Origin of the sequence: Aquimarina spongiae, assembly GCF_900141785.1 — a bacterium.
In the GTDB taxonomy this organism is placed as follows: domain Bacteria; phylum Bacteroidota; class Bacteroidia; order Flavobacteriales; family Flavobacteriaceae; genus Aquimarina; species Aquimarina spongiae.
On record NZ_FQYP01000008.1, the window covers coordinates 344,928 to 363,308 of the forward strand.

At 36.0% G+C, this 18,381-nt stretch carries 17 protein-coding genes and 1 tRNA gene; 10 read left to right on the plus strand and 8 right to left on the minus strand.

Annotated features, from left to right (window positions below; all coding sequences use genetic code 11):
- The first annotated feature begins 82 nt into the window (after window positions 1–82).
- A tRNA-Phe gene (locus BUE24_RS18800) sits at window positions 83–155 on the plus strand.
- Window positions 156–213: 58 nt separating this feature from the next.
- Here the strand turns inward: BUE24_RS18800 and BUE24_RS18805 are convergent.
- The 7 genes from BUE24_RS18805 to BUE24_RS18835 all read right to left on the minus strand — a co-directional run bounded on the left by BUE24_RS18805 (window position 214) and on the right by BUE24_RS18835 (window position 5,036).
- Window positions 214–447, minus strand: coding sequence for a hexameric tyrosine-coordinated heme protein (locus BUE24_RS18805; protein ID WP_073319515.1), 234 nt, complete (start codon window positions 445–447; stop codon window positions 214–216).
- 211 nt (window positions 448–658) lie between these two features.
- Window positions 659–940: a hypothetical protein gene (locus BUE24_RS18810; protein WP_073319518.1), complete on the minus strand. Its 282-nt coding sequence runs from the start codon at window positions 938–940 to the stop codon at window positions 659–661.
- A gap of 55 nt (window positions 941–995) precedes the next feature.
- On the minus strand, window positions 996–1,403 hold the full coding sequence (locus BUE24_RS18815; protein WP_342039431.1) for a group III truncated hemoglobin: 408 nt from the start codon (window positions 1,401–1,403) through the stop codon (window positions 996–998).
- Window position 1,404: 1 nt separating this feature from the next.
- The gene (locus BUE24_RS18820) at window positions 1,405–3,678 is read right to left on the minus strand and encodes a nitric-oxide reductase large subunit (protein WP_073319521.1); all 2,274 of its coding nucleotides are present in this window, start codon (window positions 3,676–3,678) and stop codon (window positions 1,405–1,407) included.
- Between the two features lie 25 nt (window positions 3,679–3,703).
- A complete protein-coding gene (locus BUE24_RS18825; protein ID WP_073319605.1) occupies window positions 3,704–4,042 on the minus strand; it encodes a cupin domain-containing protein in 339 nt (112 codons plus the stop codon).
- A 56-nt stretch (window positions 4,043–4,098) separates the two neighbouring features.
- On the minus strand, window positions 4,099–4,560 hold the full coding sequence (locus tag BUE24_RS18830; RefSeq protein ID WP_073319524.1) for a hypothetical protein: 462 nt from the start codon (window positions 4,558–4,560) through the stop codon (window positions 4,099–4,101).
- Between the two features lie 44 nt (window positions 4,561–4,604).
- Window positions 4,605–5,036: an RrF2 family transcriptional regulator gene (locus BUE24_RS18835; protein WP_073319527.1), complete on the minus strand. Its 432-nt coding sequence runs from the start codon at window positions 5,034–5,036 to the stop codon at window positions 4,605–4,607.
- Window positions 5,037–5,264: 228 nt separating this feature from the next.
- Between BUE24_RS18835 and BUE24_RS18840 the strand changes: the two genes are divergently transcribed.
- The 8 genes from BUE24_RS18840 to BUE24_RS18875 all read left to right on the plus strand — a co-directional run bounded on the left by BUE24_RS18840 (window position 5,265) and on the right by BUE24_RS18875 (window position 15,230).
- Window positions 5,265–5,672, plus strand: coding sequence for a response regulator (locus tag BUE24_RS18840; protein ID WP_073319530.1), 408 nt, complete (start codon window positions 5,265–5,267; stop codon window positions 5,670–5,672).
- Window positions 5,673–5,691: 19 nt separating this feature from the next.
- Window positions 5,692–6,237: a heme NO-binding domain-containing protein gene (locus BUE24_RS18845; protein WP_073319534.1), complete on the plus strand. Its 546-nt coding sequence runs from the start codon at window positions 5,692–5,694 to the stop codon at window positions 6,235–6,237.
- Complete coding sequence (locus tag BUE24_RS18850; protein WP_073319537.1) at window positions 6,230–7,819, plus strand: sensor histidine kinase; 1,590 nt, start codon at window positions 6,230–6,232, stop codon at window positions 7,817–7,819. The genes BUE24_RS18845 and BUE24_RS18850 overlap by 8 nt, the downstream gene beginning before the upstream one ends.
- Before the next feature lie 5 nt (window positions 7,820–7,824).
- The gene (locus BUE24_RS18855; RefSeq protein WP_073319540.1) at window positions 7,825–8,958 is read left to right on the plus strand and encodes an FIST signal transduction protein; all 1,134 of its coding nucleotides are present in this window, start codon (window positions 7,825–7,827) and stop codon (window positions 8,956–8,958) included.
- 37 nt (window positions 8,959–8,995) lie between these two features.
- Window positions 8,996–10,015, plus strand: a complete 1,020-nt coding sequence (locus BUE24_RS18860; protein WP_244548181.1) for a sensor histidine kinase — start codon at window positions 8,996–8,998, stop codon at window positions 10,013–10,015.
- Window positions 10,016–10,019: 4 nt separating this feature from the next.
- Complete coding sequence (locus BUE24_RS18865) at window positions 10,020–10,340, plus strand: Hpt domain-containing protein (protein WP_073319546.1); 321 nt, start codon at window positions 10,020–10,022, stop codon at window positions 10,338–10,340.
- 12 nt (window positions 10,341–10,352) lie between these two features.
- Window positions 10,353–11,075 carry a LytR/AlgR family response regulator transcription factor gene (locus BUE24_RS18870; protein WP_073319549.1) on the plus strand — a complete coding sequence of 241 codons (723 nt, stop codon included), beginning with the start codon at window positions 10,353–10,355 and terminating at the stop codon, window positions 11,073–11,075.
- 120 nt (window positions 11,076–11,195) lie between these two features.
- A complete protein-coding gene (locus BUE24_RS18875; protein WP_073319552.1) occupies window positions 11,196–15,230 on the plus strand; it encodes a DUF6923 family protein in 4,035 nt (1,344 codons plus the stop codon).
- Between the two features lie 42 nt (window positions 15,231–15,272).
- Here BUE24_RS18875 and BUE24_RS18880 read toward each other — a convergent pair whose 3' ends face one another.
- Window positions 15,273–17,309 (minus strand): tetratricopeptide repeat protein, encoded by a 2,037-nt coding sequence (locus BUE24_RS18880; RefSeq protein WP_244548182.1) that lies wholly within the window; start codon window positions 17,307–17,309, stop codon window positions 15,273–15,275.
- Between the two features lie 699 nt (window positions 17,310–18,008).
- On the opposite strand from BUE24_RS18880, the gene BUE24_RS18885 reads away from it, so the two are divergent.
- The coding region (locus tag BUE24_RS18885) for a glycosyltransferase (RefSeq protein ID WP_139242050.1) at window positions 18,009–18,381 on the plus strand (373 nt) is incomplete at its 3' end.

Below are 18,381 nucleotides of genomic sequence, written 5' to 3' on the forward strand. Positions count from 1 at the left end.
GATAAAAATACAAAACGAAATTTTTAAATTTTTCTTTTGACTATTAAAAAAAGCGTTCTATATTTGCATCCGCTTACAGCGAGGTGCCTTAGCTCAGTTGGTAGAGCAAAGGACTGAAAATCCTTGTGTCCCTGGTTCGATTCCTGGAGGCACCACCTCAAAAAGCCCGAACAAATTGTTCGGGCTTTTTTTATGATAATCAATAGTTTATTACTATTTCCAGTAGTTATTTGCAGCAGAAATTGTTTGAAAGTTGATCGCAATTACTTGAGAAGCTGCGGTTAATCCAGAGGCGTCATTGGCATAATCCTTTCTTAGCCTTTTTAACACCTCCATATCTGGTTGGGTCGATTTTACACCCATACGAGATAACTTTATCGCCAGTTCAAAACCCTCTTGAGGTGTAGGCGTAATTAAACTTGGTAACCATACTTCTTTTTGTTCCATGTTTTTGATTTTTATGATTCAATTTTTTTCTTTCTAATTTCTAGTTCAATTCTTTTAAAACCCCATCAAAACCATCATTTGATGATATTTTTGATGGGGAGTAGTAAAATAAACAGAATGATTCTTCTCTTCTAATTTGAAGATCTCCACCATATTGTTGCTAAGCTTCAAATTGGTAATGTTATTGTTAAGTTGATCCAAGCTTCGCAGGCTACAACAAATTAAAAACCACAAACACTGCACTAGATATAACACTAAGAATAAGAAGATTAAAACTCACCTTAGGTTTCTGTTGGGATAGGATGGCCCCATTGTAAAACATACATAAAATGGTTACCACAAACAGTTGAATCATTTGGGTCACAGAATTACCATTCATTAAAATAAACATAGCTGCTACCGATCCCAAACAACTTTGACCTATAATGGCAATAGGCGAATATCCTATAATTCCTTTTTCATATTCTTCTAAATAACTTTGATAAATTTTCATAGTTCTTATTTTTAATGAAGTAGAGCGGCCAGTAGACGCTCTACCTCTATTATTGTTAATTCATATTTTGAGGCCTACTCTTCCAAATAGCGATGTATTGATTGGTAGCCATTTTTCTAGCTGCATCTTTTGCTCGTTGTGCAAGCTTTCCTTCATAAAGCCCATCTATAGTGCTAAACCATAGTTGCAACCATTTACCGAAGTGAAGCTGGGTGACTGTATGGTTTAGACTTTTATCTACATTTTTGTGCGCTTTTACCGGATTTCCCTTAAAACTAGCCACACCAAATAAGGCAGTCATCCAAAAATCAGTGAGTTTTTGTATGTGTGCTGGCCATTGCTCCTCGGCCAGGTGATGATTAAAAATTGGGCCTAGTGTATCATCTTTTCGTATTCGTTTATAAAATGTAGACACCAACACAAACACATCTTCTCTATTATGTATTTCTTTCAAACGATTCATTTTAGTATGCTTTTTTTGTTTGCAGTTCTTTACCTTCAAACTGTACATTTCGAATAGTTTGTCCTTTTCTAAAACAATAGAAAGTTTCATTGATCGTAAACCAACAGAAGTAAAATATTCCCACAGAGAATATGATATCTCCGACCATACGAAGCCATTTTAAGGTTTGTACCACCGGGGAATACAACAGTTCTGCATCTCTTGCAAACGAATATCCTTTGGTGATCGAAGTATACGCCTGGATAATACCAACAGGAAGTAAACTAAGCACCACCATAGCAATCAAACCAACATTCAAGCACCAGAAAGCAATCTTAAGTTTTGGGCTATCCCATGCTCTATCCGAAAAGAAGCGTAAACATATAATAATGAACCCCATACCTAACATACCATACACTCCAAAAAGGGCTGTATGCGCATGCACAGCTGTGGTATTAAGGCCTTGTATGTAATACAATGCAATAGGAGGGTTAATCAAGAAGCCAAATACTCCTGCGCCCAACATGTTCCAAAAAGCAACTGCTATAAAAAAGAATATGGGCCATTTGTATTTCTGCATCCACTCCGTAGACTTCAAGAGGTTCCAATTCTCTCGAATTTCAAATCCCATCAAAGTAAGAGGCACCACTTCTAGTGCACTAAATGTAGCTCCCAAGGCAATAGCCTGTACAGGAGTCCCAGAATAATACAAGTGATGCAGAGTTCCTATAATTCCTCCTGCCAAAAATATGGTAGCAGAGGCAATAGAAGCTTTACCCGCTGTCTTTGCAGATAAGATCTTCATGCGAAGAAAGATAAATGCAATAATTACGGTAGCAAAAACTTCAAAAAAACCTTCTACCCACAAATGCACTAACCACCATCTCCAGTAATTAATAACTGGTAAACTACTGTTCTCTCCATACATTAGCCCCGAGAAGAAAAACATTCCTATAGCCATTACAGATATAAGCAAGATGATGAGTAGGTGTTTTGAATCATCATTTCTTTTAATTCCATATAAAATATGTCTCCCAACCATAAACACCCACAGCACCAAACCAACGGCCAGGAAAAGTTGCCAAAACCTTCCCAGATCCATATATTCATATCCCTGATGACCAAAGAAAAAATTAGTCGTAAGGTCTAGAAATTGGTGTACCCCCAACCACTCGCCGATTAATGATCCCAGAACAATAATCAGTAAGGCAATAAATAGAAAGTTAATTCCAAAAACCTGGTATTTCATTTCTTTACCACTAATCATTGGGGCTAAAAACAATCCGGTTGCTAGCCAAGTTGCTGCAATCCAAAATACTGCCAATTGTGTATGCCAGGTACGAGTAATCGAATAAGGTAAAATACTAGCCAGATCAAAACCAAAAAAAGCTTGCCCTTCTACCGTGTAGTGAACGGTCAAAATTCCTAGGATAATTTGTAAACCTATAAGTAGTGAAATGATGATGAAATATTTCAATACCGCTTTCTGTGAGCTTACCAGTTGTAACCTTTGCATGGGGTCTTCTTTAGGATGCGTTAGCGCTTCTCCTTTTTCATGATTTCGTACATAGTAATACACTAATATGCCTATAAACAAGAGTAGTAATATGATTGAAAATCCAGACCAAATTTGAGAATCTGGGGTGATTGTATTTTCGATCAACGGTTCATGAGGCCAATTAGAGGTATATGTATAATTTTGTTCGTGTCTATTGGTACTTGCAGCCCAGGAGGTCCAGAACAAAAATGCATTGAGTTGATGTAATTTATGAGGATTGGTTAATGCTCCTTTCTGAATGGCATATTGTTCATGACCTTTGGAAAAAATAGAGGCGTAATACGCTGCATTTTCTTTGAAGGCTTTATACCTTTCTACAGAAATTGTAATTGTCTTGTCATTGGTTTCAAAAGTATTTGTTCTAATATCTTTTACCAATCTTGCTTTTAAAGCCGCTTTCTTTTCTTCATCAAGGTTCTCATAATTAGTATCAAAGTCTCTTTGAGCCCAGGAATCCAACATAAACACTGCCTCTCTATGAATCCAATCGGCAGTCCAATCCGGAGCCACATAACTACCGTGCCCCCAAATGGATCCTACTTCCATTCCTCCTATAGATTCCCAAACGTTTTGTCCTGTTTGGATATCCTTTTTGGTCAATACGACTTCTTGAGTTTCGCCCACTATGACCTTATCCGGAATAGGTGGTTGCGTTTGATAAATTTCTGTTCCTACCCAGATTAATGCTAAAAATGATAGTGTAACTACTGTTATAAATCCGATCCAAATCTTTTTCATGTCTTTATTATTTTTTGCGAAGGAACTAATCGATTAAACCTTTAATTCTGTTGGGTTTATCATGGACGGAGATAGACAATCGAATAATACAATCCTCTACACATGTCAAATCATGAGGCACATTTTCTGCCAGAGCTACCAAGTCTCCTTTTTGGAGAAGTGTTTTTTTACCATTGACCCCAAAATCTATGGCGCCCTCAAATAATTCTACCATGATGGGGTACGGAGCCGTGTGTTCTTTCATTTCTTGTCCTTTTTTCATTACAATTCTTATTTCTTTACTGGTTTTGGTTTTTAGTAAAACCATGATAGCAGGTTTACCTTCGTTATATTGTATGTTCTTTGTAAGTGATACTTTTTCCATAATAGCAGGTGTTATCTTTTGAAAACTTTTCATTATTCTTAATTTCTTGGCTATGTTTATTCTTTAGTTTCTTCAGTAACTTTCATCATTCCTAATAATTTACTTCCATAGATAAAGAGACTTGCAGTTTTGCCTATTTCGAGCAATACATACCAGAGATGTATACTACTATCCGACACCCCGACTCCACTAATGATTTGTTCTGCTCTTTGATCTAAGACCGGAAGTAGCCATAGGGTTTGTAGCAGTAAAATGGTAAAAGGAAGGATGATATAAGGAGAAACAAACGGTATTCGTAATCCTGACTTTAATCGAAATATTGTAAACACTAATACCACAGCCAGGCCTATCTCTACTTTGTTTAAAGCCGTAAAAACGAGTTTCCCAATACTCAGTCCTATTGGCGTTGTTACTCCATCTGCTTGAAACTTTAACCAGGCCTCCATAAAACTAATCGCGCATACAAATCCAATCCAAATAAAGGTAACTGCGATATTAATGTTCAGGTATTTTTTCATAACAGATTAAAAGATCTTTTTATCCTTTATATTTTTAAATTTTTTTATCGTTTTAGTATAGCGAGATCTGCATTCAAGTCCTCTGCTAGTGATTGTAATGAAGTACTTTCTAACATGCTTCTTAAATCATTCCTAATGGCTACAAATCTATGATGTAAAGGACAAGGAGATTTCGCATCGCATTGTTTCAACCCTAATCCACATCCTGTATAGATCGAATCTCCATCAAGAACGCTTACTATTTCACTCAGCTTTGTATTCATTTTCTCCTCTTCAATGACAAAACCGCCGTAAGGCCCTTTTATGGATTTCACAATATTGTTTCTTGTAAGTTGCTGAAGTACTTTTGCTGTAAAAGCTTGCGGAGAATCTATCTCTTCAGAAATAATAGTCAAACTTACCTTATTATTTTTGGTAGTTTGCTGAGCGATAAAAATCACTGCCCTAAGTCCATATTCACAAGATTTTGAAAACATACTTTAACAATTTTGGGTCAAAGATAGTATTTTTTATAAAGGATAAAAATATCCTTTATAAAAATTTAATACCGTTTATCGTCATTTTACCATTCGCCTACACTAAACTACCATTCGTCGACACTAAAAACACCCTTAAACGAAAGATCCCAGTAAAATACCCATAAAAGCCCAATCTTTGAAGTGTCAAAAAGAAACAATATTAATACCCCTAAAAACTGAAACGTAATGAGTTTAACATTTTTATTAATCGAAGATGATGAAATTGAGCGAATGAAATTTGCTCGTGTCATGCAAAAAAACAATTTCAATCACAGACTACTTGAAGCCGAAAATGGCGAAGAAGCTTTAAAAATTTTAGAGAAAAAAGATTCTTTACCAGACATTATTTTTTTAGATTTGAATATGCCAAAGATGAATGGCCTAGAATTTCTAAAGATACTGAAGTCCGATACATCGTTAAATTATACCCCTGTAGTTATCCTTAGTACTTCTAATAATCATAATGATCTTAAAGATAGTTATGAGACTGGAGTAGCAGGGTACATCGTCAAGCCTCTTAAATATGAAGATTACGCACACAAAATTAAGTGTATGATCGAATATTGGAGTGTAAACGAATTTGTGAACGCATAAATTTAAAACTACATAACGTATGAAAGGTATTGTTTTTACTGAGTTTTTGGAATTAGTAGAGGATAAATTCGGCCTAGAAATGGTCGATACCATTATCGAGAAGTCAAATTTACCATCACAAGGCGCTTACACCGCAATTGGCACTTATGATTTTTCGGAAATGTTAAGCCTCCTCAAAAACTTAAGCGAAAACAGCGGCCTAAGTATAGACGATCTCTTACTCACATATGCAGAACATTTTTTTGGGGTATTGGCAGAAAGCTATCCTGATCTGATAAAACGGTATAAGGATCCCTTAGACATGTTATCTTCCATAGAAAATCATATACATGTAGAAGTACAAAAAATCTATCCAGACGCAGAACTACCTACTTTTGAGGTACAAGAAAAAACAGAAAACAAGTTAGTACTGATCTATAAATCCAGTAGAGCCATGTATAGTTTTGGCCTTGGATTGATGCGCAAGACTTTTGAACACTTTGATACTAAAGCCAATATTACTTACGAAAAATTATCGTCAGATGGAACCGAAGTAAAATTTAGTATTGTAAAAACGAATGGGTAATGATCAAGAAATATTTAAAAGAGCTTTAGCGAGAGAAAAGGCAGCGAGAAAACAGGCAGAAAAAATTCTTGAGGACAAATCCAGAGAATTATATTTTATAACGCAGCAACTTAAAGAAGCTAATGAGCAACTAGAAGATCTGGTCGATGTCAAAGAATCAGAACTTCAAGGTGTTTTTGACAATTTGGTTGATGCCTATGTACTCATGGACCTACACGGAAATGTTCAGGAAATGAATCAGGCGGCCGTCGAATTGTTTGGATACGATGTGCGTAATGAAAAACTGAATGTGGTTCAACTGATCTATAAAGAAGATTATGAGTATGCCATGACTTCCTTTTTTAAGCTTACTCAAGATGGTTTTTTCTCTGACTATCAAGCCAGGGTATATACCAAACACAATGGTGTGCGTACTGTACACATCAATGCCAGTATCATAAAAGATAAAAACAAAAAACCTATAGCCGCACAGGGCATTGTACGAGATATCACCACTACCCTAGAACAGCAACGTATTTTTGAGAATCAACGACAACAATTATCAGTAATCGTTGAAAATTCTTCTTTGGGTATTGTACTTACCCAAATGGGTAAAATTCTTCAAACCAATAAAGCCTTTCAGGACCTATTGCAGTATTCTCAGGAAGAACTTTTAGAGATGAATGTCCAGGAAATTTCTATGCCGGACGAATACAAAGAATCCGAGGAGAATATGAAAAAAATGACCAGTGGCGAAATCGGAGGATTCTCCATCAATAAAAGGTATCGTAAAAAAAACGGAGGTATCTTTTGGGCAAAAACCAGCGTAGCTGCCGTTCGAAAACAAAATGGTGATATGCAATATCAAGTGGCTTTAATAGAAGACATTACCGATCAGCGAGAGCATGAGAAACAACGAGATTTGCTACTCAAAAACTTAGAAAAAAGTAACAAAGAACTGAATGATTATGCGCATATCGTTTCGCATGATTTAAAATCTCCTCTACGAAGTATGAATGCTTTGATTACCTGGTTAAAAGAAGATTATGAATCCGTTCTGGACGAAGGCGCACAACAATCTTTTGATATGTTGCTCAAAAAGGTAGATAAGATGGATCATTTAATCAATGGTATCCTTGAATATTCGAGCGTCGACAAAGGAGAACATATACAAAAGACCATTGATCTTAATAGTACCGTAAAAGATATTATTGATATTATTTACATTCCTGATCATATTGAGGTTACCGTAACTTCAGATTTACCAGTGGTACAAGGAGATAATTTTAGACTACAACAACTATTTCAAAATTTGATCAATAATGCCGTAAAATATAATGACAAAGAAAAGGGCTGGATCAAAGTATCTTGTATCCCACAAAAAACACATTGGCAATTTGCAATAGAAGATAATGGGCCGGGAATCCCAAAAAAATATCACGAAAAAATATTTAGAGTATTTCAAACTCTTGACGATAACAAAGAATCTACAGGAGTGGGACTTTCTATTGTCAAAAAAATCATCGATTTGTACGATGGCAAAATTTGGGTAACTTCAGAAGAGGGAAAGGGTACCGCGTTTCACTTTACTTTAAAAAAATAACTTTTATGAAATTTCAACAGTTCGAAAAGAAAAAAGATCAGGATTGGACCCCAAAAGGATCAACAGACACATCACTAAAAAACCCTTTAGTTTTAGTATTTGGTAATCGATATGCCTTGGATAATGATACCATTTATGAGGAGGTAAGACAACTTTTCCCTGAAGGAGATATCATCTTTGGATCTACTGCCGGAGAAATTATTGGAGATAAAGTACTCGAAGAATCTATTACGCTAACAGCTATAGAATTTGAAAACAGTAGCTACATGATTTATCGAGAAAACAGCATGGATCATGAAAAGGATTCTTTAGAATTAGGGAAACGACTTATCCAAAAAGTACCAAAAGAAGGTCTGAAACATATTTTTGTCGTTTCTGAAGGTAGTTTTGTTAATGGTTCTGCATTGATCGATGGTTTGGAAACCGAAATTGATGGCATTGCTATAACGGGAGGCTTATGTGGTGATGATTCCAGATTTGAAAAAACCCTTGCTAGTTATAATGAAAATCCCAAAGAAGGAGAAGTAATTTTAATAGCGTTTTATGGAGAAACTCTTGAAATCAGCTTTGCACAATATGGTGGATGGACTCCTTTTGGACCCGAACGTATCATCACTAAATCTGAAAAAAATGTACTTTTCGAATTAGACAATCAACCTGCGTTGGATTTGTATAAAAAATATCTTGGGGATAAGGTAGAAGAACTTCCACAATCTGCGCTCTTATATCCATTAAGTGTAAAATCAGAAAATAAAAAAGAAGCCATAGTACGTACGATACTAAATATCGATGAAGATCAAAATACGATGACCCTTGCGGGAGATGTGCCAGAAGGCTCTAAGGTTCAACTAATGATGGCCAATATCGACCATATTGTTGATGGTGCATTGCAAGCAGCTGATATTGGGATGGAAGCCCGAAAACACAAACCAGAACTGGCTATTCTAGTTAGTTGTATTGGCAGAAAATTGGTGATGGATCAAAGAGTAGAGGAAGAAATCGAAGAAGTAATGGAATCCATAGGAAATCAGGCAACGATCACTGGTTTTTACTCCTATGGCGAATTGGCACCTTTTACTGGATACTTGGCCTGCGAATTGCACAACCAAACCATGACATTAACATTGTTTAGTGAATAATATGCACTCATTGCTTAAAAGACAAATACGCAAGTTTTTGGACGCAGAAACTAAAGAGTCCGAAACCATTAACTCATTTCTGGAAGCCGTAAACAGTTCTTATCAAAATTATGAAGAACAATTTACTATGCTTCAAAGAGCGATGGCAATCAGCTCTCAAGAGTTATTTGACGCTAATAGAAAATTACAATTGGAAGCCGAGGAACAGAAAAAAGTAATCGCTAGTCTGACCGAAGCTACCAAAACGTTACGATCGGTTTCTTTCAAGAAGGATAAAGGCGATAATGAAAGTAAAGAATTAAGTGGTATCGAGTTGGCTAATCTTATCGAAGAACAAGCCTTGCAGATTTCAAAAATTGAAAAACAAAGAGAGATTCTACTCAAAGATCTCGAAAAAAGTAACCGAGATCTTAATGATTACGCCCACGTGGTATCTCATGATTTAAAATCTCCGCTTCGTACGGTCAACACCCTGATCACCTGGATCAGAGAAGATAATGGTGATAATCTGGATAAATCCACTCAGGACCATCTTGAAAGAATCGATTCGAACATCGAAAAAATGGATAATTTGATTACCGGAATCCTAGAGTATTCTGTAGTAGATGATAAAACTCAAAATCTAAAAACTGAAATATTTTTGGGTCCTTTGATCGATGAAATTATTGAGCTTACTCAAATACCAAATCATATTACGGTAGAAACTCCAAAAACACTTCCTGTAATACACGCAGATTCTTCAAGAATAAAACAATTATTCCAAAACCTAATTACGAATGCTATCAAAGCCATAGATAAGGAAAAGGGAGAAGTTTCAGTTCTTTTTGAGGAGCTTCCGGATTTCTGGCAATTTGGAATCAAAGACAACGGGAAAGGGATTCCCGAAAAGTACCATAAAAAAGTATTTGAAATATTTCAAAAATTAGAAACCAAAAACAAATCCACAGGTATTGGATTATCTATCGTTAAAAAAATCGTAGCCTTTTATGAAGGCAAGATATGGATAGAATCACAAGAAGGTATAGGGACGACATTTTTTTTCACCTTAAAAAAATAAGTACATGAACGAAACCCCTAACCTAAATTATATCAAAGAACTGGCTGCAGGATCTGTAGAATTTGAGCAAAAGTTAATTGCTATCGTAAAACGAGAATTCCCAGAAGAAAAAAAGGAGTTTCTTAACAATTATGAAGGAAAACACTTTATAAAGGCTGCAGAAAATGTACACAAACTGAAACACAAAATCGGCATGTTGGGGTTTGAAGAAGGTTACCAATTAACAATTGATTTCGAAGAAGAGCTTAGAGAGAAAGAATATACTTTGTTTTCAAAATTTATGTTAATTTTAGGTGCTATAGACAATTTTCTAGAAACATTATAAAGATTTGATCCTATGAATTGCATAATAATTGATGATGAAGAAACGGCAAGAGTAATTATTCAACAACTGTGTTCACAAGTAGATGGACTTACGGTTATTGAAGAATTTCCGAATGCGATTCAAGCTATTAAATTTTTAAATAATAATAATACGGTCGACCTCATTTTTCTAGATATTCATATGCCAGATTTTACGGGCTTTGATTTTATTCAAACCCTAAAAAACCCTCCTCGGATTGTATTGACTACTTCGGACAAAAATTTTGCATTAACTGCTTTTGAGTACGACTGTATTGTAGATTATTTGGTAAAGCCCATTACCCTACCACGTTTTCTAAAAGCCATACAAAAAGCAGAAAGCAGTACTGTTACCCCCGCAGAACCAACTCCTGTAGAAGATAATAATGCTCCTGTGGGCTCTGGTGAGAATGATTTGTACATCAACATCGATAGGCGATTAATTAAAATCGATATCCCAACTATCAATCTTATTGAAGCGAAGGGAGATTATATATTAATCAAAACCGAAAAACAGAATTACACAGTCCACTCTACTCTAAAAAAGATTGAGGAAAAACTCCCTGATGATCTTTTCTTAAAAGTACATCGATCTTACATTATTAACTTCAAGAAAATTGTAGATATCGAAGATAATAGCGTACTGATCGAAAGAGATGTAATTCCTGTAAGCAGATCCAACAGACCTGAACTTATGAAGCGTTTAAACTTGTTGTAACGAGCTTATCTTCTAACTTTTACAACTCGTCTACAGTAAATTACCACTTATCGATTTACCGTCCTCATCATGGTAGGTATAGGTTAATTTTGAAGTATCGAAAAACCTAAATCGACCATTATGAAAAAGATAACTACCCTATTAATCATCATTATAACCTTTTCTTTGGATGCCCAAGAGGCTTTTGATTGTAACGATGGTACCTTTTATCAGGTAATTTCTGGAGCTTTGAAAGCATATGATCCAATTACCGGATCCTATTCAGAACCTTTACACACTTATGCTACCTACAACGCAGGAGGCTATAATGAGGTAGACAACTACTTATATGCTATAAAAAAATCAGACAAGCATTTATTGAGAATTGCAAAAGATATGGTTATTGATCTTGGTGCTGTTGCCCCAAGTGGAACAACAGTATTTGGAGGAGGTTATGCCGCGGATGTGGATCCAGAGGGAAATTTATGGGTATTTCAAAATAATAACAAAAGAACGTTTCATAAGATCACGAATTTGGGAAATTACAACGGGAATACTTCTCCTGTTTTTGAAGTGATAGAAGCAGATGTAACCGCCCCAAGTACATGTGCTGATATTGTATACGTGAATGGTTCTTTTTACGGGGGAAGCAGAGGTAAGATCTTTAAGTGGGATTTGTCCTCTGGAACCCCTGTTTTTAGTAGTAAAAATGTTGCCAATCTGCCTACAAGCACCTTTGGTGCTGCTTACGCAGACGCTAATAATAGACTGTATTTTTCAGATAATAGCGGAGGGTTGTATTTGATCAATGATTATGAAGGAGACAACCCTTCTGCTACTATGTTAAATCTAACCGAAACCACAAATTCTAATGATGGGTTTAAATGCGCCAGCGGAATATCTCCTCTGGATAAAGACCAAGACGGAATTTTGGACTCAATGGATGCAGATTGTGATGGGGATGGTATTTTGAATACAGTGGAGTGTCAAGGGATGGATCCTTATGGTGATGATGATGGTGATGGTTTGTACAACTATCTTGATGGTGACGTGAGTGGTAATGGTGATAATGTAGTACAGGACGCTTTTGATCGTGATGGGGATGGTATTCCGGATTTTATGGATATCGATTCTGATAACGATGGGATTTATGATATTGTAGAAGCCGGACAAGGTACTGCAGACACCAACAACGACGGGATGTGCAATGGTCAGGATACTAATTTTCAAGATATAGATTCCGATGGTGTAGCCGATGCTTTTGATGCAGATCAAGGTGGTACAACGGTTACTCCTTTAGATTTTGACGGAGATGGTGTTTTTGATTGCTACGATATTGATTCAGATAATGACGGTATTGTAGATATCATCGAAGGACAAAACAGCGAAACGTATTTAGGAATTTCAGGTAATGATGAAGATAAAGATGGATTAGACGATAACTTTGATGCTGATTTTGGAGGAACAACAAACGGAACAGTAAATACAGATGGCACAGACGGATATGACCACCTGGATACAGACTCTAACCACGATGGTGTTTCAGATTTTATAGAAGCCTATGATAGCGATGGAGATGGTGTCCCCGAAACTACACCTTCGGGAGTGGATCAGGACGGAGATGGATTGGACGATAACTTTGATCAAAGAAAAACTACTTTCGACTCTGAAAATGGTGGACAAACCCCACAAAGCTTCCCTATTCCTGCTATTTGTGACCGATATAATTACTTAGGTGAATTTAACAGCAACGGAAAACCTTTATACCTAGATGGGCAAGATGTAGTAAGCCAGGAAACTCTGGACATGATTAATAATGCGTTACCAGAAGGATATCCAGTACCAGATTTTAATCCTCATTATATTTCTTCGGGATATGATACCGATATTGTAGTTCAACAAGAAGCAGAGGTTTGGGTAACGTTTGTAGGAGAAGGTGCTGGATATAGAAATACTCTGGGATTCTATACCTATGATATCAATAACCCATCACAAACTGTCCCACAGCCAGAAGATATTACTATTATTTTTCCAAATGTATCTGCTGTAGGAAGTGGTGGTGAACTAGAAATCGGAGACAAAGTAAAGATAGGAAGCTTCCCTCCTAATACAGGTATTGGCTGGGTATTATTAGCTGATGCATGGAAGAATGGTTGTGTAGATACAGGAAATTGGCAATTGTACTCCAATCCAGACTACAATCCGGAAAGTGATCCTTCTTTAAGAACACACAACGTGTTACTAAATGACCCTAATAGTGAGAGAATCATTCTTGGATTTGAAGATATTAGAAGAGATTATGCTTCTTGTGATCAGGATTTTAATGATGCTTTGTTCTATATTACAGCGAATCCTTCCGGAGCCCTCAAAACCGATAACTGTGCAGATATTAATAGTGGAACCGATGTAAGCTCTGCTAACGATGGAGGTTTAGAAAGTAACGGTGACTTAGCAAGTTTGATCGCAAAACGCAACTTCAATAGAGTAAAAACAAATCAGGTATTTAATACAAAGAAAAGACAACAGCCCTTTATGCCCGAATTTGTTTCGTACAAATCAGCAAACAACGAAGATTTAAGTATTCATTTCCCTGCTACAGGAATAAAAGGAACAGAAACTACTTATGTATCTAGTCCAGAAGATTTGGTCGGAATCACCAATGCTGCAGCAGTGTTTTCTATAGACTATTATGAAGGAGAGTCACGTGTAGCAGCTGCACTAGCAACATCTACCAAAGGTTCGGTATATGATCATTCAAAAACAATTTGTGATCGATTAAACGGTTCTAAATTATTAGATGTAAGAACCGTACAAATAAGAAAACATACTATCGTAAGTACTAAAATAGAAAGAGCTTCAGGGAAAATCGAATATGCATTAACATTCTCTATACGAAAAGACGATTTTGAAAACCAGATTTACAGTTTATGGAATATTGGAAGTTACCCAGAAGGAGACTACATCAATTTCCAGGTATGGGGAGGAACGGTGTCTCAGGTAGCAAATATTGCTAACTATATTATAGACTCTTTTGTAGCGGTAAAACCATTAAGAAGTAATAAAATTAACGATGTGGTACCAACAGTCTTTGTAAAAGAAGGCTCGTATGCAAACGGAAAATTAACGCTAACAGTAGTAAACAAATCAAGATCAGAAAACATGCAATTTGTAGGCAACCTAAGAGCTACCGAGCAAGCAGAAGAAGTTAATACCACCAAAACGGTTACATTATCAGGAGCTTATAACGAGTTGGTAACTATCGATACAGGATACCTATTTGATATTGGTTTCTCGATCAAAGGTGCTTCATCTTCACAAATAGATGCTTTATACCTGGCAGACGGACCATGGGGTATTGACTATGCCGAAAACGGTGCTGTAGTGAACGATTTTGTAATCGGAAAGAACGACAACACAAAAGAAGATAACAAGCATATTGTAGAACGAAATGCAATGGTGAGAGGAGAAGTAAAAGAAACATTAAACTTGTTCAGAAATGTAATGCCTGGTGATTTATCTCTTGATGTAACCACATACAAAGCTGTTCAATTCGAAATGTTCAACACCAGAGATATCGAGGTCATATTAGTGACAGAAGGATTACAAGACTGGAACAACAGATTGCGATATACCATTCCTGCTACTGACCAAAAAGAAAGTCACAGCATCGCATTCGCAGATTTTGTAGATGGTAATGATCAGCCAGGGATCATAGAAAAGGTAAAAAGCGTGGTGTTCTCTGTGCAAGGTGATTATCAAAACTTCTACACTTTTGAACTTGAAGTATCTGCATTAGCCTTTGGTAAGATTGCTAGCAACGAGGAAGAAGAGGAAGAAGATGATGATACAACAACCGAAGAAGAGGAGGAGGAAGATGAAGAAGTTATCGCTGTAGAAGAAGATACTTTTGATCCTAATGCGGTGACACAGGTAAAAAATTACCCTAACCCATTCATCTCAGAAACTACGATCCAAATTCCTGGTGAACACCAAGAAGTACTAATTGAAGTAATCGATATGGTGGGAAGAACAGTGCGAAAAGAATATGTAGCGGTAAACAGAAATACCATACGTTTTGATACAAGAAATTTAACTCCAGGAATCTATCACTACATGATCAGAGGACAACAAATGAGAAGATTCAAAGGAAGGTTATTTATAAAAGAAACGAATTAAAGTGTTAAGTGTTTCAGATTTGGGTGAATAGCGGGAGCAGCATTAATTATTGCTCTCGCTATTCTTTTTTAATTTCATTATCTGCTTGTCGAAAAGAGGTTTCTTAAGGAAATACCATTTCAATTTAAACCCAAATTCTGTAAACTCAAATCCAGCAGCAGTTGCAGAAGCAATGTTACTGTATTTTCCATATAGATTTGCCTTAAAACGATCCGTAAATCGATACCCTATCTTCCCTTCAGCTCTAAAGGTCGTAGATGCATCTTCGTCATCCACAAACTGCTTTCCCAGAGCAGCGCTTAAACTGTAAAATAAATCGTTTTCGGCATTACTTACTACTTCTGCAAATACCTCCCCCAAATGAAACGTTCCTGGGCTAAAGTAGATTTCAGGCACTTGATCTTTAAACGATATATATTGATAATTTGCTCCTACCTTTACCCCTGGTCTTTTTAATACGTTATAATACAATGAGGTAAATAACAAATTCCTAACATTATCATCGGTCTGTGTAGTATAGATATATTGTGTATACCAACCTAATCTGAAATTGGTTCCCAAATTGTAATTGGCAAAATAATTATTCATTACAATTTCTCGATTGATCAAATCTGCGTTGAAATTTTGAAGCTCTCTCTTATAGCCAACATCCAAACTTTGCAACTTAAAAGGTTTAGTTTGTACGACAGCTTCGGCGGTTAATTGTGTAAAATCCGTGGTAATAGCCTCAGAATTATTAATCCCGATATTACCTAACAAAGAAATTCTACTGCTCAATTTATACGACATTCCTAAGGATACATCATTAGAGGTTGCCTCTACCTCGGTTCTTGTATTTTCAGTCTTTCTATAGGTATACCGAAACATCGTTTTGAATCTCGCAGAGAAGGGTACTTCGACGGCTACTCCTGCACTAAATGCTTTGTTATCCCCATTATCAAAAGTGTAGGCGGTTTTTTGCTCTACAAACGGAGTATGTGAAATTTTTAAGGTCTTGATCAGCTTTTCTGCATCGGGTTGCTTGGGATAATAATATAAAGTCTTAAAAGCATACTCATACGCTTTCATATCATTTCCTGAGGCGCGATAGGCATTGGCAATCCCCAAATTACCATCAAAAGAACTCGCTTCTGTATTCAAAATTGCCGAATATCGATCCAGGCTAATTCCAAAATTACTGGTATACATCCCATAAGTAGCCTCAAGAGAAGATACTTTGTTATTATCAGGAAATCCTGATTTTAGATTGCTGAGTGCTGCTTTTGCCTTCTTATACTTTTGATTCCATAACAAAGCTTGTACGTAACGCTCTTGAGTAGCTAACCACAAGGGATCATCTTTTTTATACGATGCCACTTTTTCTCGAGACAGCTCTACCAACGTTAGTGCCTTTTTGGTTTTATGCTGTTTATTAGCAACCAATGACAACCCATTAAAAGCAACAATACTATCTCTAGACGTTGTTGCTATTTGTTGATATACTTGTTCGGCTTCTGTAAGTTGGTTGGTGATCAAAAATATATTCGCTTTATTAAGCAAGGTATCTTTATCCCCTGGAAAATCCTTCAGGTTCTCATCTAATAATTGTAAAGCCTCGGTATATTGTTTATTTTGGGATAATGTAAATGCGTATCCCAGGCGCACAAATTTTCTTGAGGTAAGCGCGTTTGCGTTTCCTGGTGATAATTGTAATGCTTTATTAACCCACTCTAGAGCTTTTGGGTATTTTTTCAAATTCGATAAGGTATTGGCATACCCCAGGACCCCCGCAAAACTTTTTGGATTTTCTTGTACTAATCCCTCATAAAACGTTTCTGCAACTTCAAATTGTCGATCCCAAAGCAAAGATTCGGCATAATTTAGTTTAATTTCAAAGTCATCAGGGTACCTCGATTTTAAATCGGTAAAGATTTGTATCGCTTCTTCCGAATTCCCCAATAAACCAACTGCCCGACCATAACATAATTTCGCTGTTTTATTCTCAGGAGACTCCTGTAGTACTTTCTCAAAAAAAACTTTTGCATCCTTATAATTTCCGCTTTCCAGATACGCAAATCCTTGTTGCATATCCTGCGCCATAATCGAGTAAAAAGATGAAAAAAATAAAAGATATAGAGCAAATTGTTTTATGCGCATTGTGTAATATCCAGGTTAATATGTATGTTAAAATACACATTACTTCAAAAAGTCACTATCAAAATGGAGAGAAGTTTTTTAACTCTAAAACGTACTTTGGTCGAATTTGACTTTTTTTAACATTTTTTACTAAAAAGTGATCCAAAAAAGAGGGTAAAACCGCATTTTTTTAACTCATTTTTACTGAGGAAATCCACATTATCATTAACAAGTGTAGTACAAAGACTACTTTTTTTGAATAAAAAATGTTAAAATTTCAAGGAAAAACATCCTATTTTCGATGAAATACACATTTTTTGGTACTTCCGTACAAAAAATGAGGTTTTGCCGTAAATAAGTTTTACAAATACTTGTTAGTTTTACAATGTGCTGAGATACAAATCCTTATCACAAAACAACATTTACTTCGTCAAAATTGCTAAACCTTCTTCTACACCCCAGAAGAATACAACTGAAAAAAAGTTTAGTAACCCTAATTAAATATATATACATAATAGTAAAGTAAGTTTTCGTCAAAATGTCAAATAGTCTTCAAACGCCCCAGAAGAATGTTTAACATAAAAAACTAAGAGAAATATAATGTATCAAGAATACTTCTACTTGTAATTGCCCCTGAAGTATTCCCCCAAAATCTTAATTATAATGACGAAAATTACTGGAATTATTATTCCATGCTATAATGAATATTATAGATTGGAAAAAGACAAATTTTGCCAATTTTTAACCAACAATAATAATTATCACTTCTGTTTTGTAAACGATGGTAGCGCAGACAACACCTTAGAGCTACTACAACAACTAAGACAATTCGATCCCAAAAGAATATCGGTAATCGATCTGGAACAAAACCAAGGAAAAGCATCTGCAGTACAAGCAGGAGCCAATTACCTAAAAGAATTAGATCATATCGATAATATCGGATTCCTGGATGCTGACCTTTCTACTTCGTTGGAAGAAATGGACAATCTGGTAGAAAAACTAAATGCTAATCCAAACCTAACCATGGTATTTGGAT